Origin of the sequence: Paraburkholderia caribensis, from assembly GCF_002902945.1 — a bacterium.
Taxonomy (GTDB): domain Bacteria; phylum Pseudomonadota; class Gammaproteobacteria; order Burkholderiales; family Burkholderiaceae; genus Paraburkholderia; species Paraburkholderia caribensis.
This window is the reverse complement of sequence record NZ_CP026104.1, coordinates 85617-110975: the sequence shown is the minus strand read 5'-3', so window position 1 is coordinate 110975 and position 25359 is coordinate 85617. Positions and strand designations below refer to the sequence as shown.

Below are 25359 nucleotides of genomic sequence, written 5' to 3'. Positions count from 1 at the left end.
GTATGTTGATAAGGCGGCGAGGACCGCAGCGATGGCGGCCTCTCACAGACACGCAGGGGCAACAGCGCAGACTGTCTTTCTGGCATATCGATCTTGAGCCGCCAATCCTGTCAGGAGCGGGGTGAAAAAATCAGCTTCTTTCTGGGTACGGGCAATAGCATTCGGGCGCTTCATTGCGAAATCCCACCTGCAAGGAAAGCGGTCCGGTAGGCCGTGCCAGCAGCCCCTCACCGGGTACCGCACATAACCGGCTCCGACGCCGCAACGCCGATTAGCGCAGCCAGGTCGTCGCAAGCTCAACGACCTCATTGCCCTTCGCATTAAGCACGGCCCGCAGCATATACAGGCTGAAGCCCTTCGCGTGAGCCCACTCGATCTTGGGCGGTAAAGCAATCTCTTGCTTTGCGACTACGACGTCTACCAGCACGGGCCACGGCCGCGAGAGTGCATGCGTGAGGGCGCCCTCCAGATCCGCGGAGCCCTCCACGCGTATCCCCTCGATGCCTGCGCCGCGAGCAATCGCGGCGTAGTCGGTCGAACCGAGCTGCGTATCGTCGTCGAGATAGCCACCCGCTTTCATTTCCATCGATACGAAGCCAAGCGAGCTGTTGTTGAACACAACGACCGTCAGCGGCAGACGGTTTTGGCGCGCCGTGAGCAAATCGCCCATCAGCATCGAAAGGCCGCCATCGCCGCAAAGTGCCACTACCTGGCGGTTCGGCGCAGCGGCTTGGGCGCCCAGCCCCTGCGGCAAGGCATTCGCCATTGAACCATGGTTGAACGACCCCAGCAGCCTCCGCTTGCCGTTCATGCGGAGATAGCGCGCAGCCCACAGAGTCGGCGTGCCGACGTCGACGCTGAAGACCGCATCCTCTTCCGCGAGCTCGCTGACGAGCTTCGTTAGGTACTGAGGATGAATCGGGCTGCCAGGCGGCGATGGTCGTGCGAAGGCATCGAGGTCGACACGAGCTTCCGCATAGTGCTTGCGCGCCGCTTCGAGAAAGCGCCGGTCTGACTTGCGCTCGACCAGCCCCTGAAGCGCAACCAATGTGGCCTTGACATCGCCGACGAGACCTAGTTCTACGGGCACCCGGCGGCCGAGCGCGGCGCCGTTGCGGTCGATTTGAATCACCTTCGCCCCAGCAGGGTAGAAGTTCCGATACGGAAAGTCGGTCCCGAGCATCACGAGCGTCTCGCACGCTTTCATTGCATGATAGCCGGAACTGAACCCAATCAGTCCCGTCATGCCCACATCGAACGGATTGTCCCACTCCACATGCTCCTTGCCGCGCAAGGCATGAACGATCGGTGCCCCCAATTTGTCGGCTAAAGCCACCACTTCGTCGTGTGCGCCCCCGCAGCCGCTTCCGCACAACAGTGTGACAGCCTCCGAGCCGTTCAGTAATTGAGCCAGCCTGTCGAGCTGCGCCGCATCAGGGACCGTGACCGAAGCCTCGAGGGACAGCACGCCGGGTTTATCGTCGGGAGCGCTTTCGAGCGCCACGTCGCCCGGCAACACTATAACCGCCACGCCGCGCGACTCAAGCGCCGTGCGAATCGCACGGTCGAGTACGCGCGGAAACTGCCGTGGATTGGTCACCAATTCGACAAAGTGACTGCATTCGCGAAAGAGCTCCTGTGGATGCGTTTCCTGAAAGTAGCCAAGCCCGATTTCGGAAGTGGGAATATGAGCGGCGATGGCCAACACGGGAACATGGTTGCGCTGGCAATCGAATAACCCATTGATGAGATGCAGGTTGCCCGGGCCGCAGCTTCCCGCACACACGGCGAGCTTCCCGGTCAGCGTCGCCTCGGCGCCTGCGGCAAACGCGGCCGACTCTTCGTGACGAGTATTGACCCACTCGATCGCCCCAAGCCGCCGCAAACTGTCCGATAGTCCGTTGAGACTGTCGCCCGTCACACCCCAGATGCGTTGGACACCTGCGGAAGCCAGCGCGTTCGTGAGGTAATCGGCAATGGTTTGTCGTGCCATCATCGAACTCCTGAAATTAGATCAGATGAAGTGCTTTGGCTTCGTCCTTGAGCGTCGCACGGAAGTCAGGGTGTGCTAAACCGATCAGCGCTCGCGCCCGCTCCGTCGACGACAGCCCCTTGAGATTGGCTACGCCATACTCGGTCACCACGATGTGCGTATCCGTGCGCGGCGTGGTTACCGGTCCCGATAGCTTCGGCACGATCTTCGAAACTGCGCCGCCCCTTGCCGTGGAATGGAACGCGATGATCGACTTGCCGCCCGCGGAACTGTAGGCGCCGCGGACGAAATCGAGTTGGCCGCCCGTCGCACTGTACTGGTGCCCGTTCACGTGCTCGGAATTACACGCGCCGGTCAGGTCCATCTCCACGGTCGAATTCACCGAGATCATATTCGGATTCTTTGAGATGACGGCGGGGCTGTTCACGTAGTCCACCGGATAGCTCTCGATGGAGGGGTTGTCGTTCATGAAGTCATACATCGCCTGATCGCCCATTGCGAAGGTAAAGACCGATTTGCCGCGATTCACGCCCTTTTTGCGGTTTGTGACTACGCCGCGGCGGATCAGGTCGACGAGCCCAGGCGTCAGCAGTTCGGTGTGCACGCCTAGGTCGCGGTGGCCATGTAAAGCACCGCAGACGGCATTAGGCAGCGCGCCAATACCCATCTGCAGGCAAGCACCGTCGGGAACCAGTCCTGAGATCAGATCCGCGATGACGTGATCTTTTTCGCTCGCAGGCTTTGGCAGCAGTTGCGGCAGCGGATGATCGGATTCGACGATGGCGTCGACCTCGGAAACATGCAGAAGAGAATCGCCGAACACGCGCGGCATGTTTGGATTGACTTCAACTACAAGCCGGCGCGCAGAACGTGCGACGGAGCTCGTGTAATCGTTGTTGGTGCCGAAGGTAAAATAGCCGTTGCTATCCATCGGCGACACCATCACCAGCATCATATCGACTGGAATATGGTCGCTGAAGAGACGCGGCGACTGGCTGAAGGTGTTCGGCACGAAGAAGACGACCTTGCGGTCGCCTTCTTCGACGCCCTGCCGGATCAGCTTCCGCTCGGGCTCACCGAGGAACATGCAATGCGGCTGGATCCGGCCCATCAGTTCATATCGCAGCAGCGTCTCGCTCAGAAACGATTCAGCGTGGAAATAATAGACCTTCAGAGCATCGACATCGCCCGCACTGGCACGCGCCGCCACCGCAGCCAGCAGCGAAGGCGGCTGAGACATCGCCATGCCGAGCGCCAGACTCGAACCGTTGGAGATCGACGATACCGCTTCCTCAGGTGTGCGAACTTTTGAAGAATAAATGGCATAGTTATCCATAACGCCTCTCCTTAATAGTTAGCTTCCGCTTCCGGCGAATGTCCGCGCCGGTATACGAGCATCGTTCGCTCGAACGACATCACCAGTTTGCCATCCTGATTGATACCGTGTGTGAGAACTGTGACGATACCTTGCGTGGGGCGGCTTTTCGATTCACGTTTGTCGAGTACGGTCGATTCGGCATAGAGCGTATCACCGGCAAAAACTGGATGTGTCGCGCGCACGTTGTTCCAGCCGAGATTGGCCACCACCTTGGCGCTCACCGTTCGAACGCTCATGCCCGTCAGAAGCGCAAGCGTGAAGGTGCTGTCCACCAGCAACTTCTTCCATTCGGTGTGGCTAGCGTAGGCTTGGTCGAAGTGAACCTGCTGCGTGTTCATTGTAAGCAGAGTGGTCCAGATATTGTCGACATCCGTGATGGTCCGGCCCGGGCGATGCTCGTACGTGTTGCCGACCTCGAAGTCTTCGTAGTAAAGGCCGGAGACCTCGCGAAAGCGGTTCTCTCCGATCTTGCGGTAGGCAGTGATGGATTCGCTCATAACATGCTCCTGTTAAAGTGAAAAGAACAGCGAGGCTCAGGCACGCGACAGTACACGCCTCGCCTCGCGCGCGATCGCCTCGTCGACCATACGGCCGTCGATCACCGCCGCACCTTCCCGTGCAGCGTCGATCACGCGATGGGCCCAGTCGATCTTGGCGGCGTTCGGTGTCATGGCCGCGTTAATTGATCGGACGTGGGAGGGATGGATGGCCGCCTTGCCGTCGAACCCGTTCCCGGCGGCAAACCGGATTTCTTCCTCCAGTGCGCCGCTATTGGCGATCTCGAAGCATGGCGCGTCGATGGCGCGCACGTCACTCACCGCGCACGCGGCCGAGATCTGCACACGTGCAACCGATAGGGCGAACGAATCGGCGTGCACCCCGACGTCCCCGGCATAGTCGCCAGCACCGAACATGACCGCTGCTACGCGCGAGGCGACGGCGAGCACCTCCGGCAGCACGACGATGCCCTTGCGCGATTCCACTAGCGGCACAACGCGTGCATCGCTCGCGACTTCGCATAACAGCGCTTCCACCTGCAGAACCGTTTGTGCAGCTTCCACCTTGGGAATCACGATGTACGCTGGTTGAAACTCTGCGTCGAGCAGCGCAGCGAGGTCATTCAGACCATTGCGCGAGTTTGGCGTATTGATGCGCACTGCGAGCGCGGCGCTGGAACCAAATGGCTGGCTGAGCAGGTTGCGCAACTGGCGGCGGGCTGTGTCCTTTTCCTCGGGGCGTACAGCGTCCTCCAGGTCAACGATCAGCACATCAGCCCCCGCCCGGCCTGCATTCGCAAAACGCTCGGGGCGTGTCGCCGGCGTAAAAAGCCAGGATCGCGTTCTCGTCTCGACATCGCGAGCATTCATTGCTTCACCTCCAAAAGTTCGATTGCCAACGGGATTCATTCTCTGTTCCCATCGGTTCCTGAACAATCGCTGATTGGCGAAGCCTGGCTCAACGCGAACCGAATCCAGCGCCTTGTACTATTCTCTCAGCTGGAGGCGGCGCCAAGGCGCGCAAGATGTTCAACAAGGCGTCGGGTGGAAGAAGGCAGCCGCTCAAGGTCGTTCACGCAGATCAGTATCTTGCGCAAAGCCCACGTGTCGGTGATGCGCAGCAGGCGCACACGCATCGAGCGTTGGAGCCGCCGAGCTGCCGATTCTGGCAGTATCGCAACGCCCACGCCGTTTTCGACCAAGCGGCAGATCGACTCGAAATTCGCCAGTTGAATCCGGTGCCGCAGGGGACGATGCAGCCGTTTGGCCTGATTTTCCAGGAAGACCTGGATTGATGAGCCACGCTCGTGTCCGACGAAGTCGACCTCGATGAGATCTGAGAAGGCGATTTCCCGCGTTTGTACGAAACGCTCATCGACAGCGGGCACGACTGCGCACAGGCGATCAGTAGCAAAGGGAAACGTCGTCAGCGCCACGCCTTCGGGCGGCGAAGCGATGATGCCGATATCGGCTACCCCCTCCGCGATGGCCGCAATGATCTCATCGCTCGGACGCTGTTCGACCTCGATATTAATGTTTGGGTTGTCGCAGAGAAAGCGGCTAAGCGGTCCAGGCAGCGCCTCCACAAGTGCATTCGTGTTTGAGATGACGCGAATAGTTCCGCGCATTCCCTCTGAGAACTGCGCAAGGTCGTCCGTCATCCGTTGGAGCGCGCCGAGCGTGGCGCGAGCGTGGCGCAGGAAGGTTTGACCCGCCTCCGTGACGCGCACGCCGTGCGGGCGACGCTCCAAAAGCGGCACTCCTACCACCTCCTCCATCTGCCGGATGCGCGCGCTGACTGCGGCGAGCGATAGATTGACACGCGCCGCGCCGTGCGTGAGGCTGCCCGCTTCCGCGACAGCGGCGAAGGTCTGAAGGTCAACAAGGCCAAAATGCATCACATAGCACACCGCAAAATGACGCCGAATTGAAATGGATGGGCCGCGATCCCCGCCCTAAAGAAGCATACGTGGTTCTACTGCTGCATGTCCATTCCGCATCCCCGATTTCTGTGTCTCACACAAGCTCCGATGCAAACACTGACTTTCTCTTGTTTCAATGACCCTTCTATATTCCTCAATTGTCCGTAGACTCAACGCGGCGGAGAATACGTTGTCGCATAAAGCAAGCGCGAGCGCCATCCCATACGACGAGCAGTTGCCTTCGCCGATGGCTGCCTCCAGCGTGGCGGAAGCACGATTGGCGGCAATGAGCCTATTCCATTGCCACTCCCGATAAACGATCTCGATGAAACCACGCTGTGTCAGTCGCCGACCCGCTACGTCAACCGCTTGCTCAAAGTGGCACGACGGGAACGGCTTTTATCACGAGATAGGCGATGCAAGACGCTTTGCGCCGGTCACGACGCGCGCTCCACGCGATCCGCAGATCCGGCACGAGACGAACCACGCCACGCTGCCACATGGATGTTACAAATCTACAGCAGCATCACTTGTCTCGCCGCGTCGCCTTGATGGCTTCCTCCTCTTGGAGCTGGCGCCACATGACCTTACCGGTGCCGGACTTTGGGAGCGCCTCCAGAAATTCGACGACGCGCGGCACCTTGTATGCCGCCATGTTCTGGCGCGCCCATGCAATGATGTCGGTTGGACTTACATGTTCGCGCGCGCGCGCGGTAAGTACCACCAGTGCCTTGACAGTCTCTCCCCGATGATCGTCGTGCGCCGCGATTACACACACTTCATGCACCGCAGGGTGCCGGTACAAAGCTGCTTCCACTTCTGCGGGCCAGACCTTGTAACCCGAAGCGTTGATCATGCGCTTGAGCCGGTCTGTCATAAAGAAGTACCCGTCTTCGTCGACAAAGCCCAGATCGCCCGTGCGCAAGAAGATCTTGCCGTCGATCTCAACCAAGGCGTTGCGCGTACCCTCGGGCGCGTGCCAGTACCCCAGCATGACCTGGGGACCGTGCACGACGATCTCACCGGCCTCGCCTTGCGGCAGCGGCGCGAGCGTAGCAGGGTCGACGATGCGCGCGTCAATGTCAAAGACCGGAATGCCGAGACACTGCGCCTTGGGGCGCTGTGCGGGATTAATGTGCGTAGCGCCTGTCGTCTCCGACATACCGTACCCCTCGATATAGTCGAGGTCGAGGCGTGCCTTCAACCTCCGCACCAGACGGACGGGCATAGCGGCACCTCCGCCGCGTATCCAGCGCAGCGCCGAAAGATTGTAGTCGTCGAGCTGCGGGTTCGCGAGAAAGTCCGCTACCATGGTGGAGATCGCATTCCAGCCAGCGATACTATGCTGCTGAATGGCTTTCGCAGCCGCATCGCGGTCCCAGCGCGCGAGCATTACCACGGTGGCACCGCTATAGAGCGGTGCATTGAGGCCGCCCTGCATACCCGTCACATGAAAGAGCGGCAGTACGGCGAGTTGTATCGAATCTTGCGTAGAGCCAAACCAATGGACGCCCCCCAAGGCAGTGCACATTACGCTGCGATGCGTGTGCATGCACCCCTTCGGTCTGCCGGTCGTGCCCGATGTGTAAGGCATCACGCACAAATCGTCAGGGCCTGCGATCAAGGGGCCAGGCTCTTTGGCAGCTGCGATGGCATCACGCCAATGCGAAACGCCAGGACCGCTTATGTTGCACGGTGCGGTGATGAAATCCGGCCAGTAGGCATCGGGCGTGGCGGGAATATAGTCGCTGTACGTCACGACCAGTGCGTGTTCAAGCCCTCCGCCTTCAGGATGCTCCAGCAAGCTCCAGACGCGCGCATACAGTTCTTGGGCTACGATAATCGTTCTGGCCTCGCTGTCCTCGACGTAGTAACACATCTCCTCTGTCGTATTCATCGGATTGACCGGCACGACCACCGCATTGGCTCGCAGAATCGCGTAGTACGCGATCGCCCATTGCGGACAGTTCTGGGAATAGAGCAGAACCCGATCACCGGCGCGCACGCCACAGTGATGCTGCAGGAATCCGGCGATCCGCTCAGCTTCCTCCTTAAACATCGAAAAAGAAACGGAGCGGCCGTAGAACACCAGGAAAGGCTTGTCGGGAAAGCGGGCGGCGCTGACCTCAGCGTTAAAGAACAGGTTGGTCTCAGGGACCGTCAAACGGGTAGGTAGATGCGCGGGCCAGTGCTGCGGCCGAGAATTTGGTGAGACGGCTTGTGAATTCACAACCTTCGCCCTCACTGCCTCGCACCGGTGGCGGCCGCTTTTTTCTGGGCGTTCAGCAGGTCCTGCGGATAGTCCGTACTGCTCTGTTGCGGCTGATAGCCCGCGCCTTGCAACGACTTGAGCTCGGCACGCCGCTTTGCGCGTGCTTCTGTGCGCTCTGCCTTCAACTGCGCTTTCCTACTCACGGGTCCCGACGCCGGTACGGTGTTCAACGCTGTGCCGCTGGTGACGCTTTGCGGGTCTTGCGCAAGCGCTTGCAGCCCGGAACCCATAGACAGTACAGCTGCTGCGTAGACGACGAACCGTTGCTTCTTCGACATTGCCTATCTCCCCAATGGACTTTTGATCAAGCACACTTAACAGCGTCTCTCGAACCGAGTCCGAGCGAAAAAGCGATGCGCTTCGCCGACGCTCGGCGCATCGAAGAGACGACTGGGATGAATTGGTCGCCTTGGTCGTACTACAGCTCGAGATTCCATGATACAGAGATAGAGATGCGATCCGAAATACAAAAACGGTGCATTTAGAAGCGTTTTTCTCATTTTGAGAACGCAGATCGGCGGTTTAGATCGGCATGAAGAACGACGCAACTCCGGAACATAATTGATTCGTCTGCCGTGCAAAGAAAACCTAAGTTTTTTCACCGCCGATTTCGGCCGTCACCTGCACGATGGGAGAATTTCCCGAGCCTTGCCGTTGGATCGGGCTCCCGAATCGCTTAGTGATACAAGCCCGCACTTAACCAAGAGATACAGCAATGACCACACGCCTCGACGCTTTTGACCTGCACATTTTGAAGATCGTCCAGGCGAACAACCTCGCCACGCACCGCGCAATCGCCGAGGAGGTCAACCTATCAACGCCCGCCGTCGCGCGACGGCTGCAACGGATGCGCAGCGAGGGCGTAATCTGGAAGGACGTTAGCATCGTGCGACCAGAGGAGGTCGGCAACCGCATGACGATCATTGTCAATGTCGCGGTGGAAAGCGAAGCGATCGAGCAGCTCGACGCGGTGAAACATCGCTTCTTCCGCTGTCCGCAGATTCAGCAATGCTATTACGTCACCGGCGAGGCCGACTTTGTGTTGATCATGTCCGTCAAGGACATGACGGAATACGAAGCGCTCACCCGCTCACTGTTCTTTGAGGCCGGCAACGTAAAGCACTTCTATACGGCGGTCGCTATGCATCGCGTGAAGGTCTCCATGGAGATTCCGGTGGGAAAAGATGCTTGACCGCCGTGCCGCGTATATGAACGTGAAGCATATTGGCCTCTGCGTCATCGATCTTCAAGCCTAGTGCCGCCGACCGCAAACTAGTCACGACGCGCGGCAACTTCAGCCAGCGCCTCAAGCTGCTCCCAGCAGCAAATCGGCGTGCAACCGATGCCGGCTCGCAACGCCGCGTCAAAATCACTGAGGCGAGTCACACGCTGTATCGCTGCGGCCTGAGCGCTCAGCGTGACGTCGCGCAGGCGACGTCTCCGATAATCCACCTCCAACACAAGCTGCACGGCCGGCTACCGTGAGTATGCCGACGAAGTTCGAGCGCGAAGCTGATCGAATTCGCCAGACGGTACCCGGCATTGGCTCGACGTACCTTCAACAACGGAACCGATCCGACGCCGACACCCAATGCCTTCATATCTGCGCCCCTTACCGCCTCGATGACCAGCGCGCAGCCGATGCACCTACGCGCTGCTCGGAAAGCACATGCCAGCAGCGCTGTGCCCGTTCGAAGCGGTCGGTCCACAAGTTGGACTACCTCGCTGAAAGTTGCGCCGTCTGTCACGTGCGGGCACCGAAGAAAAAAGCTCATTCTAAAAGGGAATAACGAGCGACTTGCTCATAAAGACTCGGTTTCTATTTTTGTTATGCGATTTGATGTCTTTACGATGTCAGTCAGTGCGATTGCAGATGCCTCACGCTCGATTGCCAGGTAACCCTGGTTTTTCGTATACGTCGTCGGCATCGTGCAGTCACGCATCGTGAATCCCTGCGACACGATGTGAAGACCTTGACGCATTGGAATTGAATTTTCACTTACATAAAGAATTCCTAATTTTCAGGAGTATTGATGCAAAAGAGAAAACTTCTTGCAATCTGCGTTATCGGGTTGTCGGCGCATGGCGCATATGCACAGTCGGATGTGATCCTCTACGGCATCGCAGATACGGGTGTCCGGTTTGCAACCAACCAGCCGGTCAAGGGGGGCTCGGCCAATCAGGTCTTGCTCTCCGATGGTGCGGTCACCGGCAGCCGCTGGGGCCTCTCCGGCCGGGAAGATCTCGGTGGAGGCACATCGGCGGTCTTCGGCCTTGAAAACGGTTTCAGCGTGACGAACGGTCAATTCGGGCAGCAGGGCCAGCTGTTCGGGCGGTTCGCATGGCTGGGGCTGTCGAACACGACATGGGGTTCGTTGAAGCTTGGTCGTCAGTACAGCGTGGGCTTCGATTTTATCGCGCGCTTCGATCCCATTGGCGTGGGCAACATCGGGCCGGACGAATGGGAGGCCGGACTGATCGGTGTGCGGTACGATAACACCGCGCAGTACGCGAACGACTTCGGTCCGGTGTCCATCAAGCTGCAGCGGTCCTTCGGAAACCAGGCCGGTTCGGCCTCAATTGGTTCCACCACCGCTGGCAGCCTGCTCTACAATTACGGCTCGCTGCGTGCAGGCATGTTTGGCCAGCAGTCCGTCGATTCACACTCTCACGCGATGGACGCGGGCGGCGTGGCCGCGCGCTATTCATTCGACAAGGTCACGGTCGAAACATACTATCTCGAAACGCGACGCGAAGCTGGCTTCACACCCTCTGCTAGCGGCAGCGGCCAACCGCTTGCCAATACGAGCATGATCGGCAATTACAACACGGCCGCTGGCGCTGGTAAGCAGACCACGCCGCGCACTGACCACCTTCTTCAGGTAGGTGGCACGTGGTCCCCACGCTCGTACATGATCTTTACTCTGGCCGGTATGTACGACTGGACGACCAACGTCGCTCAGGGCCAGAGCGGACGCACGGGGTCGATCTACGGTATCGCCGACTACCTGCTCTCCAAAAGGACCGACGTCTATGTGGAAGCCGACTACAGCCACCTGTCCGGCGCAGCTGTTAAAGATCCGAACAGTCCGCTTGGCACCTTTGGCGGCAAGTCGAGCAGCGTGGGGGCAATGCTCGCCCTGCGTACTCGCTTCTGAAAAAAATAACCCCTGACGTCCAGCGAATAGGCGGCGCCGGGCTTCGCACAGGCGGCCACAGTACCGTTGGCTTGTAGCCGCCAACGAATCGGACCAGCGATCTGAGCGAAACGGCGAGGACGACAAATTAGAAGCGCACCATCTGCACGAGAGCGCACCGATGGTGCGCTTCAGGCCTATCACCAGATCGGCCACGCCGACCCGTGGCGGGTCCCGTCGTCCCGCTTGAGCGCGAGGTGCCCAAACGCTAGATGCAAGCCGCGCACGTGTGCCCACGCGCCAAGCCACAGGAAAGCAGTCGGGCAGAGAGGGAGCCCGCAAAGCACATACCCGTCTTCCGTCGACGTCATCCCGAACGCGCAAGAACTGAACGTGAGCGTCTATTTAAGATTCATGTTCGGATTTGGCAGCGGCGTGGTAACCGCGTTCAGCTTCACGGGGGAACCTTATGCCGCGCAGTTGCAACAGATCCGCCGACTAGGCGCCTGCCGCAACGACCACATCCGAAGCCAGATATTCGACGTGTTGGTCATTACGAGGAGCTCGCTTTCATGCGGGCGATCGAGCCACGAAGCCCTCGCTCGCTGCCTCGACGACGAAGCAGCAAATGCCGTCGCGACTACCGTAAGTCTGTGCGAAGGCCATAAATAGGTCGGCGCCAGCGGCATTGCTGACGCCGCGCAGCCGCCACCGACCCGCGTTGCAGTCGACAGGATCGCACCGAAATCACTGCCGGCGCACGGCTCCGACATCACAGTACAACCAGTTGCATCACCGCGTTGCATGGCGGGAATTGGCCGAGCCTTCGCTTCGCCACTGGCATGCGACGCAATGCGCGTGGTGGGCCCGTGGTGGTTGATTAGGGCGAACGCGACTCCGAAATCAGCGCGAGCCAACTCAGTTCCTCGGCCACGCGAATGGGTACGGTAAACGGCTGGCGGTCGGCGCCGTCGGCTTCCGGCACCTCGATATCGCCAAGCCCACGGCAAACGCGGGCTGGAGCGCAGCGCGCACCCAGTCGACCTCGCCTGCAGGATTGCGGTTGGCAAAGCTCGCCGCGAACTCGCGGGCCGTGGCAAAAAAATTCCGACCGTGTGGTGAAAATCCGCCTTGAGCTCATCAGACGGATACATGTCTTGCCTCCCATTCAGTTTTGTCTGTGCGCCGAGCGGTAGTGGCGTGCAACCATCACGCCACGTCCGTGGCCCCCACCCCGTGCGCGAGCCACGCACCCTGAGCCGACAACACATTCTGCGGCGAGTGACCTGAGAGCCGAGCGTAGAGATCCGGCGCGGTAGCCCCTTCTGTACTGATCAAAAGCACTCGCGAGTTCGCGTCAAGACCAATCGCGTCGCGCCATGCCGCCCGACCTGCGACGGATAGGAGGCCGGCGAGACTGGCCGCGCCAGATTCGCCGCCAAGCATCGGAATATCGCGCGCGGTGCCCTCGGCGAGCCGGCGCATGGCTGCGACCGCATCGCTGTCGCGGATGGTCAAGAACGCATCGACAGCCGGACGTAGAAAGCGCCACGCGAGCGGCGAAGCCTTGCCGCACGCGAGGCCGGCCATCACGGAGTCCACCGTACCCGATGCCTCGGCGGCCGTGCCACGGATAGCACTCTGATAGAGGCAGTCGGCTTGCTCCGGCTCGACCACGACAAACGTAGGCCTGCGTTCGGCGGACTGCTCCCAAAAGTAGCTGACGAGTCCCGCCGCCAGCCCACCGACGCCACCGGGGATAAACACATGCGTATAACCGCCGCGAAAAGCCACACCGCGGTCGCTTGTGGGTACGCTCACCTCAGCCGCGATCGTGGCATAGCCTTGCATCACGTCGCGCGGAATCGTCTCGTAGCCTTCGTACGACGTATCCGATACGACGTGCCAGCCGTACTCTCTCGCAAGGCGGTCGGCTTCCACCACGGACTCGTCGTAACTTCCTTGGATGCGGATTACCTCTGCGCCATGCTGCGCAATCGCAGCTCGCCGCTCCTCGCTCACGTTGCGATGGATGACGATTACACATCGGCAGCCCACACTTCTAGCTCCCGCCGCCAGCGCCCGCCCATGATTGCCGTCCGTTGCGCTCACAACGGTGAAGTGCCTGAGTTCGGCGGAGTGAATGCCGCGCAACAAGGCTGGAGCCGTAAATCCCGCGTCGGGATGCGTGCGCATGAGGAGACGAACCAGAGCGACCGGCGCTCCTAATGCCTTGAAGCTTTCAAGGCTGGAACGCTTTGATTCGTCTTTTACGACAACCCTCTTCACGCCGGTGTCCGATGCAAGGTCGGGCAGGTTCCAGGTAGGTGTGGCATGCGGGTTGATGAACTCCCACGTCTTAAGCCACGCCTCGCTTTCTTTTGCCGCCTCCATGTTCAGGATACTTCGTAGCGTTTCCGGGTAGGCGCAGCGCATCGCGCCAGGGTTTAGCATCAGCATGGATTTGGATCCTTGCGCATAATGGGTGATAGGGCCGTCAAGCCGGCAACCGCGTGCGAACGATCGAGGCGAAACACGCCGCGCCTAGGCCGAGAATACTGTCGTTAAAGTCATAGAGCGATAGCGCGTACCGCGTAGATCTCATCGAAGGGAAAGCGCTTAAACAAGCTGTCATCGAGACGAATCGCACGGTGCCGTCGAAATCTTTGCCACCGGTGTGCAGATGCACGGCGCCGAGCAACATCGCCATATGGCCGTCATGGCCGCAAGCGTGCATCCTGCACAGGCGCGCCGACGTGTAGGGACGATCAGCGGCCGCCTCGGTGATGTACAGCGCATCCATATCCGCCCGCAATCCGATCGCACCAGTACCTGAACCGCACGACAGGCTTGCCACGAGTCCGGTCCCGCCGATTTGCCTAACAGACAGGCCAAGCTCTTCTAGCCAGCGCGCGATGAAGGCACTGGTCTTGAACTCCTCGAATCCTGCTTCTGGATGTTGGTGAAGGTGGTGGCTATAGTGCACCATTTCGGCTTGCAGGACGGGGGCACCAAAGCTTCGCATGGCAACAACACGAGTGAGCACCTGGTCAGTATAGAAATGCGTTCCGCAGCGCAATATCGTTGTCGTCGACTAGGTCGGCGTTTTTTCTCCCATTCGTGCTCCAATCGTGGACTTTTACTCGCACAAATTGTCGTCAGTCAGATGTGATTTGGCGGATGGCCTTCGCGAACGCTTCGACCTCGGTCGAGGTGTTGTAGTAATGCGGCGACGCGCGCAACAGAGTAGGCAGCTCGCGTGCAAGAGAATCCAGCAACGTCACCGCCGGCCGAGACGTGGTCACGTTGATGCGTGCCTCGAAGAGACGCCGGTTGACCGCCAACGGATCCCGGTTGTCGATCGTGAAAGAGACGATCGCGGCCAGGTCTGTGCCGAGATCGTGCAGGCGCACGCCCGGAATTGCCGTCAGAGCGGCGCGCAATTCGGCGGAAAGCGCAAGGCACCGTGCGCGGATCGCGTCGAGGCCCACTGCCATGGCGTAGTCAACCGCAACCTTGAGGCCGAGCCGGGCAGCATAGTTGTTTTCCCAAGTTTCGAAACGGCGCGCGTCATCACGCAGGTCGTAACGCTGGGGCTCGATCCATGGTGCGGCAAAGTGGTCGATCACCGGCGGGTGAAGCTCGCCCAGTATCTGGCGACGTACATAGAGGAACCCCGTGCCGCGCGGTCCGCGCAAGAACTTGCGCCCCGTGGCGGAAAGCATGTCGCAACCGATTTCGATCACGTCCACGGGCATCTGCCCGACCGCCTGACATGCGTCCACTAGGTAACGGACGCCTCGAGAGCGGGCGATCCTGCCCACTTCCGCCACCGGATTGACGAGACCGCCGTTGGTAGGTACCCAAGTGATCGCAATCAGCTTGACGCGCTCGTCAATCATGGTCTCGAGCGCATCTGTATCCAGCACACCGTCTTCGTTGTTCGGCACGACTTCGACGACCGCTCCGGTGCGTCTCGCCATGTGCAGGAAAGCTACAAAATTGGCGGCATACTCGGCCTGCGCGGTAAGGATGCGATCCCCCTGCTCGAAGCGCAAGGAATAGAACGCCATTTGCCACGCAACGGTCGCGTTTTCCGTCAATGCAATTTCATCGCGACGCGCACCTATAAGCGCAGCCACGCTGTCATAGACCGCATCGAGCGCCGCGCTCGCTTCGAAACCAGCCTCATACCCACCGATCTCCGCTTCCCGCCGGAGGTGAGATGTCATGGCGTCCAGTACGGGCGCAGGCATCAGCCCGGCGCCCGCGTTGTTGAAGTGCAGGCAATGCATGACACCGGGCGTGTCGGCACGTAACCGGTCTACATCGATCGACATCCGAATCTCCAAATGAGACTTACATTCATGCGTTTACGTACGCTAGTTAATCTGCCGTAGGCGAGCGATGTGATACGTGCCCCTCAAGCGATTCGAGGTGAAGAATAAACGTTGCCGACAGTGTGTCAAGCGACGTGCCGGCGCAATCTTTATGGCCGTGCAAAACGACGCAAAAACAACTCATTTTTGGCTCAAATATTGATTATTTGTTGCCTTGTCAGAGCTCCCGCTTTGAGCAAAATTGCTAACTGTAGTCATCGATTCGATCGGGCGGCTTGACTATCGGATCGAGCGGTTCGCGCAGCTCTTCAGCGTGACGGCGTATTGCGCGCGCTCTTGCGTTTCACCCGTGTCTGTTCGGCAGTGCCGCTGATCATGCCCAGAATGAGGTCCACGATTCGCTGCCGTTCTTGGTCAGAGAAGGGAGAGAGCCCAAGCATTTCCATGAACCACAATCCTTCAGTCGCAACATGAACCAACCCCGCCGCATCGAAACCGATATCTGTCGACAATTGCTGAAACCGCTCCCGCCAGTACTGCCGAATTGGATCAGCCGACGCCTTGAGGGCCGGACCAGCTGCGAGCAGGCGGCTTGCCACTTCGTCGTTCCCCGCGCGATTGTTGACCGAGGCCAGCACGTAGGCGCGCAGGGCGCGGCCTGGGACGTCGGGCAACAGGGCCGCTTCCGCCTCGCGACCGGCTAGCAGATGTTCGACGATGGTCTCGTTCGCCGCCGTGAGCAGTTCTTCCTTGAACGGAAAGTGATAGAGCAGTCCGCCCTTGCTCACGCCCGCGCGTTCTGCCACAGCGTCGAGCGTCAGAGCCGGGACGCCGACTTCCTTAATGAGGTCGAGTGCCGCATTGATGATTTTCGCGCGCGCGCTGGGCCGGCCTCGCTTCTTCGCAGTCTTGCCGCTCATAGCGTTTTCAGGATCGTCCGGTGGTTTACATGAAAAATAGTTTACCGTACAGTCCAGACGGTACAGTAATTCGATGGCCGCTCAGGTTCAAAGTCGTCTTTCCGCCGTCGGCCAAACAGGTGACAAATATTTCGCTTTCCTTTCTAGATTCCCGACCATGACTCAGCTCGATGTCCGCGTAGGTACCCCACTCGCTGAAGTTGAAACTCCTGCACTGATACTGGACCTCGACCCCTTCGAGCGCAACGTTGCGAAAATGGCCAACTACGCAAAAAGCGTTGGTGTTGGCCTGCGACCGCATGCCAAGACGCATCGCTGCCCTATGATCGCCCGCAAGCAAATTGAGCACGGCGCCATCGGCCTGTGCTGCCAAAAGGTGGGCGAGGCCGAAGCTCTGGTGGCAGCAGGCGTCCGTGATGTGCTTGTGAGCAACGAAGTACTCGACATTCGCAAGTTGCGGCGCCTCGCGCAACTTGCGAAGATCGCAACGATCTCCTTGTGTTTTGACGCCCCCGAACAAGTGGAAGCCGCGTCACAAGCCGCACAGGAACTCGACGTCGTACTCGGAGCGCTCGTCGAAATTGATATGGGCATGTGGAGGTGCGGCGTCGCGGCGGGGGAGGCAGCGGCGGCGCTGGCGCAGCGCATAGCGGCGGCGCCCGGTCTTAGGTTCTTAGGGCTCCAAGCCTATGAGGGCAAAGCCCAGCATCTCGCTTCCTACGAAGAGCGCAAGCTGGCCATCGAGCACGCGGCAGCGTCTGTACGCCTGAGTATTAGCGCCATTGAACGCACCGGGCTGAAATGCCTGGTCGTGGGCGGGGGCGGTACAGGAACGTTCCGCCTCGAAGGCGAATCGCGTCTTTGGACCGAGCTGCAATGCGGCTCGTACATCTTCATGGATGGCGAGTACGCAGCCATTGTTGGCGTGGACGGGAAGCCCTATTCCGAATTCGAGCAGAGCCTCTTCGTCCTCACTACCGTCATGAGTGCAACCGCGCCCGGCCGGGCCGTTCTCGACGCCGGACTGAAATCGTACACCCTGGAGAAAGGCCTGCCGGGCGTGCTCGGGCGATCGGATATGCGGCTCGTGGCCGCCTCCGATGAGCACGGCACCCTTCTTCTGCCGCCCGGCACCACGCTGCCGCTCGGCACGCAACTAAAGCTCATCCCCTCGCACTGCGACCCTACTGTCAACCTTCATGACGTCATCGTGTGCGTGCGCGAAGGCATTGTCGAGGCACTCTGGCCCGTGGCCGCACGCGGCGCCAGCCTCTAACTCTCTTATCGATTCGTACAGGAGCTGTCATGTCCCCGTCCCCGCAGCACAACGACATTTCCCCGGAAGAATGGAAACTCCGTGTCGATCTCGCCGCCTGCTATCGCCTCGTCTCACTCTACGGCTGGAGCGATTTGTTGTTCACGCATATCTCGGCGCGCATTCCAGGCGACACTCATCATTTCCTGATCAATCCGTACGGGCTAATGTTCGATGAGATCACCGCCTCATCCCTGATCAAGGTCGACGAAGCCTGTAATAAGCTCTCCGATTCGCCCTATCCAGTTAATCCGGCAGGCTTTACGATACACAGTGCAATTCATGAAGGACGACCCGATGTACAGTGTGTCCTCCATACGCACACGCGCGCGGGCATCGCAGTTTCGACACAAAAAGATGGACTCCTTCCTATCTCGCAGCAAAGTACCTTCGTGCTCGATTCGATCGCGTATCACGATTACGAGGGCGTCGCGTTCCGCACCGATGAAAAACCCCGCCTGCAGGCCGATCTCGGCAATGCCACCTACTTTTGCCTGCGGAATCACGGTCTCCTGACAGTCGGCCCGAGCATCGCCGATGCATTCCTGGCGATGTACATCTTCGAAACGGCGTGTCAAATCCAGGTCGGCGCGCAGGCGATGGGTGAGCTTCAAAACATCGAACCCGAAGTGCTCGGGCGCGGGCGAGAAGGTGTCCGCGTGCAAACGGGGAGCAGCCCGGGTCAATTCATCTGGCCGGCGCTCATCCGCAAGCTCGACCGCATCGACCAGAGCTACGCGACCTGAGTCGCAGCCAGCATGCCTTCACCAATTTCCCCTCGTAATCCAACGCGCCGGTTCCGACGCGCGACGCTCACCCGCCAGGCCCGAAATGATCGAACGATTCCGCCCCGCCCCGCCCCACCCCCGCACGGCCGGTCCGTCACAGCAACACCTCCTACACATGCTGTGCGACGGCGAATGACAAATCGGCCGGCACGGGTGAACAAACCCATTGCGGCGATTGAGAAGATCGCCAGATGGCTCAGGCATATCGGCGGCGATCACACGTTCGTCCTGAACGCCACAATCTATCTCACCGACATGAGCCTGGTCGACGAGCGGAACGAAGCCTAGGCGAAGTCGTTCGACGGTAGGGAGCGCCTACACACGCGGCCATCGGCATTGCCGACCTCGGCCCGAGTACGCTGGTTGAGATTGTAGTCAGTGCCGCGGAACTCTAAATTAATCCGCAGGATTTTTTAAAGCGCACCGGAGCGCCGGTGTATCACCCCGTCGAACGCCCGCACTGGCAGATCGCCTGCGGGGTTTGCAAAACACTCACCCTAGGAGGAGTCACTATGGGCCAATCATCGTCCGGATCGCTCGAGCGGGCCACGCGCCATGTCGCGGTCTTCTCGCTTGTCCGCAGCATGTTCATTAGCATGGTTGCGCCGTCCATCATTTACCACTACGCCGCGCCTCATTTCGCGTCATCCAGCCTGTGCCCGCTCGGGTTATCAGGCTTACCGCCAATTCTCGCGCTGGCGCACAGTGTATTTCGCCAGAAGGCCGTGGACTTTCTCGGCCTGATCGCGGCTGAGAACGTCATCGTCGACATGCTCGCGCTCGTGCTCTCGCATACCGAGAAAGGAGCACTGGCTGGCCGTGCGCTCGAAAATCCCATTCTCGCGCTCATCTTCGCCCTATCGATTCTGATGGGCAAACCGCTCGTGCTCTCGATGTCGCGCCAACTCTCCACCGGCAACGACCCGCACAAGCGCGCCGCCTTCGACGCCGTCGCCATGCAGCCATATGCCATGCGCGTGTACCGATTCATGACCTGGGTCTGGATCATCGCGTTCCTCATCAAGTCCATCGGCAACTACACGATTTCCCAATACTTCTCGACCCGCGAGTTTCTCATCTTCAATCCCATCTGGAGCCTCGCAACGGACGTCGTGCTGCTGACGTGGACCATGCTCTATGGTCGGGCCAAGCTTGTCTCGCCGCCTGTGCGCGGCTCTGGCGACGTCAGCTCGCCTCAGTTAAAAGGGACGACTGGCTGAAGCATTTTGCCCTCCGGCCGGCGAAGCCCGCTGGCTGGTTCGCGGCGCCGTGTTCGAACACTCGCCCCGCCTTTCGGCTCGGGCGTCCCTATGTGCTTCTCCCCAGCACAAGCCTGCCAGGGCATCCGTTCGCGGATAGCTTTGACCGGGGCACCGCGGCACCAAACACCTCCCCCCTCCCATCGCGCATCCGGCTGCGAAACGTTTTTATGATAGTATTGTCATACAATCATGCAATATTGAGTTGAATGGTAAAGCGATGTCGAAGCTCGATGCGAAAGCAGTCGTGAACATACGCAGTTGTCTCGCCGAACACTTGCCGCACTTGAGGCGCTATGCGCGTGCGCTCATCAGAAACTCTGATCTGGCCGACGATCTGGTCCAAGACGCATTGGAGCGCGCGTTGAGGAACGATGGGCAGTTCCGGCCGGGCTCGGACCTGCGCGCTTGGCTCTTTGCAATCATGCACAACCTACACGTCAACCAGACCCTTCGCTCGAGGGCTCGTGGCCCGCACGTGGCGATCGACGACGAAACGATCTCCGACGCAGCATTCGCGGTGGGCGCTAACCAGACCGCCGGAATGGAAATACGTGATCTGGACTTAGCCTTGCAACGACTGCCCGCTGAACAACGCGAAGTCGTGTTGCTGGTCGGTCTGGAAGAACTCAGCTACGCCGAAACCGCGTCGGCGCTGGGAATTCCCATCGGCACGGTCATGTCTCGCCTCGCACGAGGTCGCGAGCGTTTGCGTGCGGTACTAGTACCCAATGACATGCCCGGCACCGCGAAGCTCGCACGCGTCGGTTAGGAAGACGGATGGTTGCGCGCCCCGCGGGGAACTGCCTAACTAAATATCCGGCCAGTAATTGGCATCTTCAGGATGTCGTTTCACGCAGCGCGCCGCTCAATCCGTCGTTTCCGGCGAGCATGCTCGGATCAGTCCGGAAAGAGCAACGCCCTATGACCAGCTCTCCGAGTTTGCCTCGGCCAAAGAATCAGCACGTAGTGTGCATGCCGTTGCACGTGACCCGAATCAGCGTGGTCACCGCATGCATGCCTCCCCCTTCCCACCTCTTCGCGCGGCCTGCTGCTCCAGCGTGGTGCGAACCATACTGGCAAAGTAACCACGGTGCGGCTGTGCGTTGCGACGTCCCGAGAAGTGCCGAGCGTGCCGGCAGAGGCACGCTCTCGCTGAAAGGCCTTCGGCCCGTTTAGCGGTCAGCCGAAATTATTCGGGAATATTTTGGACAATGTGATGTTTATCTCGATATGTACCGCGCCAAACCCAGTCCAGTCTGAGGGAGCTGACTGTCGCGACCGCTACGAAAGACGCTTGATGCATTGCCGACTGTTTTCGCTAACCGCAATCTCAGTTTATTTAGTAATACAACATGACAGTCCATCTCGCCCAGCTTGCGACTTCTGCCGTTGCTGCCCCCGCGCTCGCCTTCGCGCGAAGCGGCGGCGGGCTGGCGCGCGCTCAGGTTCACGCCGACCTCACTCCTATCGAACAGGGTGGCTACGGTATCTCGCTGGGAACGAGCCGCGGCACCTCGAGATCGCCCCGGGGAGCTGAAGCGAAGACCGCCGCTGTGCACGTCTATGACGTCACAGCGGTGCTCGCATGGCGATCTAGCAGAGAGTGGCAAGAACGGTGCTCCACTAATCGCACCAGCCTATTCACCCTCCAATAATCGCATTAACCCGGCGAGCTTCTGCAACCCATATTTCGGCTGAAACGATGCTTCTGCGGCGCGATCGTTAGGCATCCGCCTCGCGTTGCGCAGACTCGAATGAACGTTACCAAGGAGTGAAATTATGAAATTGCTGCCTCTCGTGACCGCTGCAATGTCCCTGTCCGCCACGCTGTTAGCTTCCAGCACCGCCTTTGCGCAGAGCCTGAATGCCGAACCGGTGCACAATGTCGTGCTGGTTCACGGTGCTTGGGTAGATGGTTCCGGCTGGAAGCCCGTCTACGACATACTGACGAAAGACGGCTATCACGTGAGTATCGTGCAAGAACCGCTGACCTCGCTCGCAGACGACGTCACGGCGACGAAGCGCGTGCTCGGCCTGCAGGACGGCGCGACCATTCTCGTGGGCCATAGCTACGGGGGTTCCGTCATTACCGAAGCCGGTGAGGATTCTCATGTGGTCGGCCTAGTCTATGTTGCCGCACACGCACCGGCGGTGGGCGAAGACGAAAGTGATCTCGGAAAGCGCATGCCAAGCGTCACGGCGAAACAGGATGGTGCCGTGCAGACGACGAGCGACGGCTACACGTATCTGAATCCGGCAGATTTCCCGCAGGACTTCGCCGCCGACCTGCCCCAGCAGCAGGCGCGATTCGAAGCGCGCAGCCAAATACTGACGGCCGCCCAAGTCTTTACGGCGCCCCTGACTGCCGCCGCATGGACGATCAAGCCGAGCTGGGCGATCGTTGCCGGTGCAGACAAGGTCATCAATCCGGATCTCGAACGCTGGTATTACACGCGTGCGCACAGTCATACGACGGTACTGGAGGGAGCGAGCCACTCGGTGTACGAGTCGCGCCCAGAGGAAGTAGCCGCAGTGATTGAAGACGCGGCAGAGCACGCCGTGCAGTAACGCTGCAGCAATGGCGTACCCGTTGCACGCGCGCCCGCTATCAACGGTCGAAGCAAGAAGGGTAATGACTACCATGACGAGTGCGGACAAACAGACGCTGTGCAATGGGCCGCCCGCCATACGGATCGCTCAAGTTGTTTCGAGCACGTAGTAGCGATAGCCACGGGTCTCGTGCGTGAAACAGAAACCGGCTGCTTCGTACATGTGGCGTGCGCCATTGTTTGAGCGCACGCCGAGCGACAGTTGATCAAGCCCTTGCTCTCTTGCATCGAACATATAGCGGTTCAACAGTTCGCGACCGAGCCCGGCGCGGCGCAGCGACGGAACGACATATATTGAAGCGAGCAAAGCCGACTCGCCATGGATTTCCCAGTAGCAGTATCCTATCGGCTCCCCTTCTTCGTTAATTGCGACGAACGAGCGAGGAAAATCGGTCACCCATTGGCGCAGGTGATGTAGCATGCCTTCGCGCCAACGTGCCTCCTGCTCCGGCTCAATCTCCCGTATGTACGACAACTCGCCTTCATAGATGAACGGCAGGTCGGAGAGAATTGCTCGACGAATTGTGTGCAACCCTATTCCCTTCGTGATCTTGGTGAAGGCGACATTACACTCCAACAAAAAACGGGGTTCAACTGAAGATTTACGCCTGGCAAGATCTACGAAGCATAAGACGGATCGATCCGATCGAGCTTGCGTAATAAAGCGGACCACATTAGTTCGGCCACGGTTTGCGCCCCGCCGTCTCGAATGGTCCCCGACCTTACATTGGCATTGCGGTTGACCACCTCCGGATCGACCATGCGCAGGGCACCCCCACCGGCTTGAGCCGCGATCTGGATCTGGCATGACGTTTCGAAGAAGTACATAGCTCGGAACGCCTCTGCGATCGAAGAGCCCACGGTCAGCAATCCATGATTGCGTAACACGAGGAACCTGTTATTGCCGAGACTCGCCTGAAGGCGGGGAATTTCATCGGCGCGCGTTGCAATTCCCTCATAGTCATGGTAACCAAGCGATCCGACCACGATCGTCGACTGCTGCGAGAGCGGAAGCAGGCCCGCTTCCTGGATACTCACCGCGCTGCCTGCCCGGGTATGCGTGTGCATCACACACAGCGCGTCTTCACGAATCGAATGGATGGCGCTATGGATCGTGAAGCCAGCGGCATTGACAGGAAACGGACTTTCATCGCACTTGTTGCCGTCCAGATCGATCTTCACAAGCGACGACGCCGTAATTTCCTCGAAAAGCAGGCCGTACGGATTGATGAGGAAGCGGTGATCGGCGTCCGGCAGGCGAGCGGTCATATGGGTATATATGAGATCGCTCCAGCCGTGTAGCGCCACTAGTCGGTAACAAGCCGCAAGATCGCACCGCAGCTGCCATTCTTTGTCGCTCACCTTGCCCTTGAGGCTTCCGATTTCCATTGGCTTCTCCATAAGTTCACTAAAGAGCGCCCTAAACCAGGCGCCACCCTCAGTAACCGAGTGCTCGGTCCACAGCATTCGGTTGCGCGAGACCGCGCCGCGCCCTCACGAGCGCGTCTACACATTGCTCCGCGACCAATTGGCGCGCAGGAGAAGATGCGATATGCGGGGTCGCCAGCACCTTTTGGTGCTGCCAAACCCAGTTGTCGCGTGGAGGTGGCTCGTTCGCAAAGACGTCCAGCACCGCACCGCCAAGATGCCCTGAGTCCAATAGTTCACGCAGGTCCGCTTCGACCAGATGCCCCCCTCGGCCCACATTCACCACGATCGCCCCTTGCGGAAGGACAGCCAACCTCGCGCGGTTCAGCAAGCCGTGGGTCTCCTGCGTGAGCGGCAAGGCGCATACGAGGATATCGGTGCACGCGAGGAAACCGAGCAACGCACCCGCGCCGCTCACCACTTCGATATTGCTAGCCGGCCGGGACGACCGACTCCATCCCGTAACGGGATAACCTAGCGGCAAGAAAGCGTTCGCGATCGCCTGCCCCACACGACCTACTCCGAGGATACCTACACGGCATCGCGATGCGCCCCGGACCGGCAGGCGCCGCCATCGAGACTCAGCCTGCTGCCGCACGTACTCGCCGATGTCCCGCGTGAAATGCAGCACGCCAGCAACCACGTACTGCGCGATTTCAACTGCTTGGGCAGGATCGACCACGCGGGTCACTACGACATGCTCTGGTAGGTCCGGCACGTGCAACAGTCCATCCACGCCCGCCCCGATGCCGGAGAGAACACGGAGATTGGGATAGGCGGGCAGAATGCCCGGCTTGAGCCGCCACGCCAGAATCGCCTCTACCCTAGTCGCCTCCGGATGGTCCCCGGATGTCCAGACGGGAATGTCACCCGCCATCTTTCGTACCGCATCGGCATAGTCATCCGCCGGAGCGGGCTCAGTCAGTACCAGAATCCCCATGGTCCCTCCGCGTCGCCTCTACGAACTCGTCCGGCCGTCATCCGGACCTGCTGTGAATTCAGAAAAGATACCGTCATATGGTCAAAACAAGCACTCTGATTCGCATAGCTAATCGATAAATTCTTGCAAACCGAATGCGCTATCTTCTCTCAAGTTCGTCGGTATCAGAGACGTCCGTTCATTCATTAACCCCGGAGCATTAATGATCAAGCGACTTCATGGCAAGCCTTTGCTGCATCTTGCCGTTCACCACGACAATACCGTCTATCTATGCGGCGCCACGGCCGACGACCGCAGTGTCGGCCTCGGCGAGCAGACAACTCAAGCTTTAAACAAGCTGGCAAAGTGGCTCGAGATTTCCGGCAGCCATCGTTCGCTGCTGCTCAATACGATGATCTACATCACCGACATGAGTCGCAAGGACGAACTCAACGCAGCATGGGAGGCGTGGTTCGACGGCAAGGACCAACCCACTCGTGCATGCATCGGCGTCGCCGATCTCGGGCCAAACATCCTCGTCGAAATTGTCGGCATCGCCGCCAAGGCGTCCTGATCGCC

At 59.6% G+C, this 25359-nt stretch carries 23 protein-coding genes; 9 read left to right on the top strand and 14 right to left on the bottom strand.

Annotated elements, in window-relative coordinates:
• Window positions 1-271 precede the first annotated feature (271 nt).
• The 7 genes from poxB to C2L66_RS39120 form a co-directional block, all read right to left on the bottom strand.
• Window positions 272-1993: a ubiquinone-dependent pyruvate dehydrogenase gene (poxB, locus tag C2L66_RS39150; RefSeq protein ID WP_060611335.1), complete on the bottom strand. Its 1722-nt coding sequence runs from the start codon at window positions 1991-1993 to the stop codon at window positions 272-274.
• Window positions 1994-2009: 16 nt separating this feature from the next.
• Entirely contained in the window at window positions 2010-3329 is a 1320-nt protein-coding gene (locus C2L66_RS39145) for an acetyl-CoA hydrolase/transferase family protein (RefSeq protein ID WP_060610957.1), read from the bottom strand.
• An 11-nt stretch (window positions 3330-3340) separates the two neighbouring features.
• A complete protein-coding gene (ripB, locus tag C2L66_RS39140; protein ID WP_060610955.1) occupies window positions 3341-3868 on the bottom strand; it encodes a (R)-specific enoyl-CoA hydratase RipB/Ich in 528 nt (175 codons plus the stop codon).
• A gap of 36 nt (window positions 3869-3904) precedes the next feature.
• Window positions 3905-4738: an aldolase/citrate lyase family protein gene (locus C2L66_RS39135; protein ID WP_063803417.1), complete on the bottom strand. Its 834-nt coding sequence runs from the start codon at window positions 4736-4738 to the stop codon at window positions 3905-3907.
• Window positions 4739-4863: 125 nt separating this feature from the next.
• On the bottom strand, window positions 4864-5766 hold the full coding sequence (locus tag C2L66_RS39130; protein WP_060610951.1) for a LysR substrate-binding domain-containing protein: 903 nt from the start codon (window positions 5764-5766) through the stop codon (window positions 4864-4866).
• Between the two features lie 550 nt (window positions 5767-6316).
• A complete protein-coding gene (locus C2L66_RS39125; RefSeq protein WP_060611334.1) occupies window positions 6317-8020 on the bottom strand; it encodes a long-chain fatty acid--CoA ligase in 1704 nt (567 codons plus the stop codon).
• 11 nt (window positions 8021-8031) lie between these two features.
• A complete protein-coding gene (locus tag C2L66_RS39120) occupies window positions 8032-8340 on the bottom strand; it encodes a hypothetical protein (protein ID WP_060610949.1) in 309 nt (102 codons plus the stop codon).
• Window positions 8341-8777: 437 nt separating this feature from the next.
• Here C2L66_RS39120 and C2L66_RS39115 point away from each other — a divergent pair, with 437 nt between their 5' ends.
• Both C2L66_RS39115 and C2L66_RS39110 read left to right on the top strand, forming a co-directional pair.
• Window positions 8778-9254 carry an Lrp/AsnC family transcriptional regulator gene (locus C2L66_RS39115; RefSeq protein ID WP_060610946.1) on the top strand — a complete coding sequence of 159 codons (477 nt, stop codon included), beginning with the start codon at window positions 8778-8780 and terminating at the stop codon, window positions 9252-9254.
• An 841-nt stretch (window positions 9255-10095) separates the two neighbouring features.
• Complete coding sequence (locus C2L66_RS39110; protein WP_060610942.1) at window positions 10096-11220, top strand: porin; 1125 nt, start codon at window positions 10096-10098, stop codon at window positions 11218-11220.
• Window positions 11221-12408: 1188 nt separating this feature from the next.
• Here C2L66_RS39110 and C2L66_RS39100 read toward each other — a convergent pair.
• The 4 genes from C2L66_RS39100 to C2L66_RS39085 all read right to left on the bottom strand — a co-directional run bounded on the left by C2L66_RS39100 (window position 12409) and on the right by C2L66_RS39085 (window position 16459).
• On the bottom strand, window positions 12409-13659 hold the full coding sequence (locus C2L66_RS39100) for a diaminopropionate ammonia-lyase (protein WP_060610938.1): 1251 nt from the start codon (window positions 13657-13659) through the stop codon (window positions 12409-12411).
• Between the two features lie 37 nt (window positions 13660-13696).
• Window positions 13697-14224: a M20/M25/M40 family metallo-hydrolase gene (locus tag C2L66_RS39095; RefSeq protein WP_060610936.1), complete on the bottom strand. Its 528-nt coding sequence runs from the start codon at window positions 14222-14224 to the stop codon at window positions 13697-13699.
• A 133-nt stretch (window positions 14225-14357) separates the two neighbouring features.
• Window positions 14358-15539 (bottom strand): aminotransferase class V-fold PLP-dependent enzyme, encoded by a 1182-nt coding sequence (locus tag C2L66_RS39090; protein WP_060610934.1) that lies wholly within the window; start codon window positions 15537-15539, stop codon window positions 14358-14360.
• A 308-nt stretch (window positions 15540-15847) separates the two neighbouring features.
• A complete protein-coding gene (locus C2L66_RS39085) occupies window positions 15848-16459 on the bottom strand; it encodes a TetR/AcrR family transcriptional regulator (protein WP_060610932.1) in 612 nt (203 codons plus the stop codon).
• 157 nt (window positions 16460-16616) lie between these two features.
• On the opposite strand from C2L66_RS39085, the gene C2L66_RS39080 reads away from it, so the two are divergent.
• The 6 genes from C2L66_RS39080 (at window position 16617) to C2L66_RS39055 (ending at window position 22392) form a co-directional block, all read left to right on the top strand.
• Window positions 16617-17735 carry a DSD1 family PLP-dependent enzyme gene (locus tag C2L66_RS39080; protein WP_060610931.1) on the top strand — a complete coding sequence of 373 codons (1119 nt, stop codon included), beginning with the start codon at window positions 16617-16619 and terminating at the stop codon, window positions 17733-17735.
• A 29-nt stretch (window positions 17736-17764) separates the two neighbouring features.
• Complete coding sequence (locus tag C2L66_RS39075; protein ID WP_060610929.1) at window positions 17765-18520, top strand: class II aldolase/adducin family protein; 756 nt, start codon at window positions 17765-17767, stop codon at window positions 18518-18520.
• A 195-nt stretch (window positions 18521-18715) separates the two neighbouring features.
• Window positions 18716-18850, top strand: coding sequence for a RidA family protein (locus tag C2L66_RS42230; protein WP_257722155.1), 135 nt, complete (start codon window positions 18716-18718; stop codon window positions 18848-18850).
• Window positions 18851-19074: 224 nt separating this feature from the next.
• A complete protein-coding gene (locus C2L66_RS39070) occupies window positions 19075-19782 on the top strand; it encodes a VC0807 family protein (protein WP_060610927.1) in 708 nt (235 codons plus the stop codon).
• Window positions 19783-20068: 286 nt separating this feature from the next.
• Window positions 20069-20593: an RNA polymerase sigma factor gene (locus C2L66_RS39065; protein WP_060611333.1), complete on the top strand. Its 525-nt coding sequence runs from the start codon at window positions 20069-20071 to the stop codon at window positions 20591-20593.
• A 1010-nt stretch (window positions 20594-21603) separates the two neighbouring features.
• Window positions 21604-22392 carry an alpha/beta hydrolase gene (locus C2L66_RS39055; protein ID WP_060610921.1) on the top strand — a complete coding sequence of 263 codons (789 nt, stop codon included), beginning with the start codon at window positions 21604-21606 and terminating at the stop codon, window positions 22390-22392.
• 129 nt (window positions 22393-22521) lie between these two features.
• On the opposite strand, the gene C2L66_RS39050 is transcribed toward C2L66_RS39055, so the two are convergent.
• The 3 genes from C2L66_RS39050 to C2L66_RS39040 all read right to left on the bottom strand — a co-directional run bounded on the left by C2L66_RS39050 (window position 22522) and on the right by C2L66_RS39040 (window position 24801).
• Window positions 22522-22965 (bottom strand): GNAT family N-acetyltransferase, encoded by a 444-nt coding sequence (locus C2L66_RS39050; protein ID WP_060610918.1) that lies wholly within the window; start codon window positions 22963-22965, stop codon window positions 22522-22524.
• Between the two features lie 86 nt (window positions 22966-23051).
• The gene (locus tag C2L66_RS39045) at window positions 23052-23822 is read right to left on the bottom strand and encodes a class II aldolase/adducin family protein (RefSeq protein WP_060611332.1); all 771 of its coding nucleotides are present in this window, start codon (window positions 23820-23822) and stop codon (window positions 23052-23054) included.
• 49 nt (window positions 23823-23871) lie between these two features.
• Window positions 23872-24801 carry a 2-hydroxyacid dehydrogenase gene (locus C2L66_RS39040; protein WP_060610915.1) on the bottom strand — a complete coding sequence of 310 codons (930 nt, stop codon included), beginning with the start codon at window positions 24799-24801 and terminating at the stop codon, window positions 23872-23874.
• A 202-nt stretch (window positions 24802-25003) separates the two neighbouring features.
• Here C2L66_RS39040 and C2L66_RS39035 point away from each other — a divergent pair, with 202 nt between their 5' ends.
• Window positions 25004-25354, top strand: a complete 351-nt coding sequence (locus C2L66_RS39035; RefSeq protein ID WP_060610912.1) for a RidA family protein — start codon at window positions 25004-25006, stop codon at window positions 25352-25354.
• The last annotated feature ends 5 nt before the right edge of the window (window positions 25355-25359 follow it).

Excerpts from the sequence above, each read along its gene's own strand:
- poxB (WP_060611335.1), bottom strand. The coding sequence starts at position 1,993 with ATGGCACGACAAACCATTGCCGATTACCTCACGAACGCGCTGGCTTCC.
- C2L66_RS39145 (WP_060610957.1), bottom strand. The coding sequence starts at position 3,329 with ATGGATAACTATGCCATTTATTCTTCAAAAGTTCGCACACCTGAGGAA.
- ripB (WP_060610955.1), bottom strand. The coding sequence starts at position 3,868 with ATGAGCGAATCCATCACTGCCTACCGCAAGATCGGAGAGAACCGCTTT.
- C2L66_RS39135 (WP_063803417.1), bottom strand. The coding sequence starts at position 4,738 with ATGAATGCTCGCGATGTCGAGACGAGAACGCGATCCTGGCTTTTTACG.
- C2L66_RS39130 (WP_060610951.1), bottom strand. The coding sequence starts at position 5,766 with ATGCATTTTGGCCTTGTTGACCTTCAGACCTTCGCCGCTGTCGCGGAA.
- C2L66_RS39120 (WP_060610949.1), bottom strand. The coding sequence starts at position 8,340 with ATGTCGAAGAAGCAACGGTTCGTCGTCTACGCAGCAGCTGTACTGTCT.
- C2L66_RS39115 (WP_060610946.1), top strand. The coding sequence starts at position 8,778 with ATGACCACACGCCTCGACGCTTTTGACCTGCACATTTTGAAGATCGTC.
- C2L66_RS39110 (WP_060610942.1), top strand. The coding sequence starts at position 10,096 with ATGCAAAAGAGAAAACTTCTTGCAATCTGCGTTATCGGGTTGTCGGCG.
- C2L66_RS39100 (WP_060610938.1), bottom strand. The coding sequence starts at position 13,659 with ATGCTGATGCTAAACCCTGGCGCGATGCGCTGCGCCTACCCGGAAACG.
- C2L66_RS39095 (WP_060610936.1), bottom strand. The coding sequence starts at position 14,224 with ATGCGAAGCTTTGGTGCCCCCGTCCTGCAAGCCGAAATGGTGCACTAT.
- C2L66_RS39090 (WP_060610934.1), bottom strand. The coding sequence starts at position 15,539 with ATGTCGATCGATGTAGACCGGTTACGTGCCGACACGCCCGGTGTCATG.
- C2L66_RS39085 (WP_060610932.1), bottom strand. The coding sequence starts at position 16,459 with ATGAGCGGCAAGACTGCGAAGAAGCGAGGCCGGCCCAGCGCGCGCGCG.
- C2L66_RS39080 (WP_060610931.1), top strand. The coding sequence starts at position 16,617 with ATGACTCAGCTCGATGTCCGCGTAGGTACCCCACTCGCTGAAGTTGAA.
- C2L66_RS39075 (WP_060610929.1), top strand. The coding sequence starts at position 17,765 with ATGTCCCCGTCCCCGCAGCACAACGACATTTCCCCGGAAGAATGGAAA.
- C2L66_RS39070 (WP_060610927.1), top strand. The coding sequence starts at position 19,075 with ATGGGCCAATCATCGTCCGGATCGCTCGAGCGGGCCACGCGCCATGTC.
- C2L66_RS39055 (WP_060610921.1), top strand. The coding sequence starts at position 21,604 with ATGAAATTGCTGCCTCTCGTGACCGCTGCAATGTCCCTGTCCGCCACG.
- C2L66_RS39045 (WP_060611332.1), bottom strand. The coding sequence starts at position 23,822 with ATGGAAATCGGAAGCCTCAAGGGCAAGGTGAGCGACAAAGAATGGCAG.
- C2L66_RS39040 (WP_060610915.1), bottom strand. The coding sequence starts at position 24,801 with ATGGGGATTCTGGTACTGACTGAGCCCGCTCCGGCGGATGACTATGCC.
- C2L66_RS39035 (WP_060610912.1), top strand. The coding sequence starts at position 25,004 with ATGATCAAGCGACTTCATGGCAAGCCTTTGCTGCATCTTGCCGTTCAC.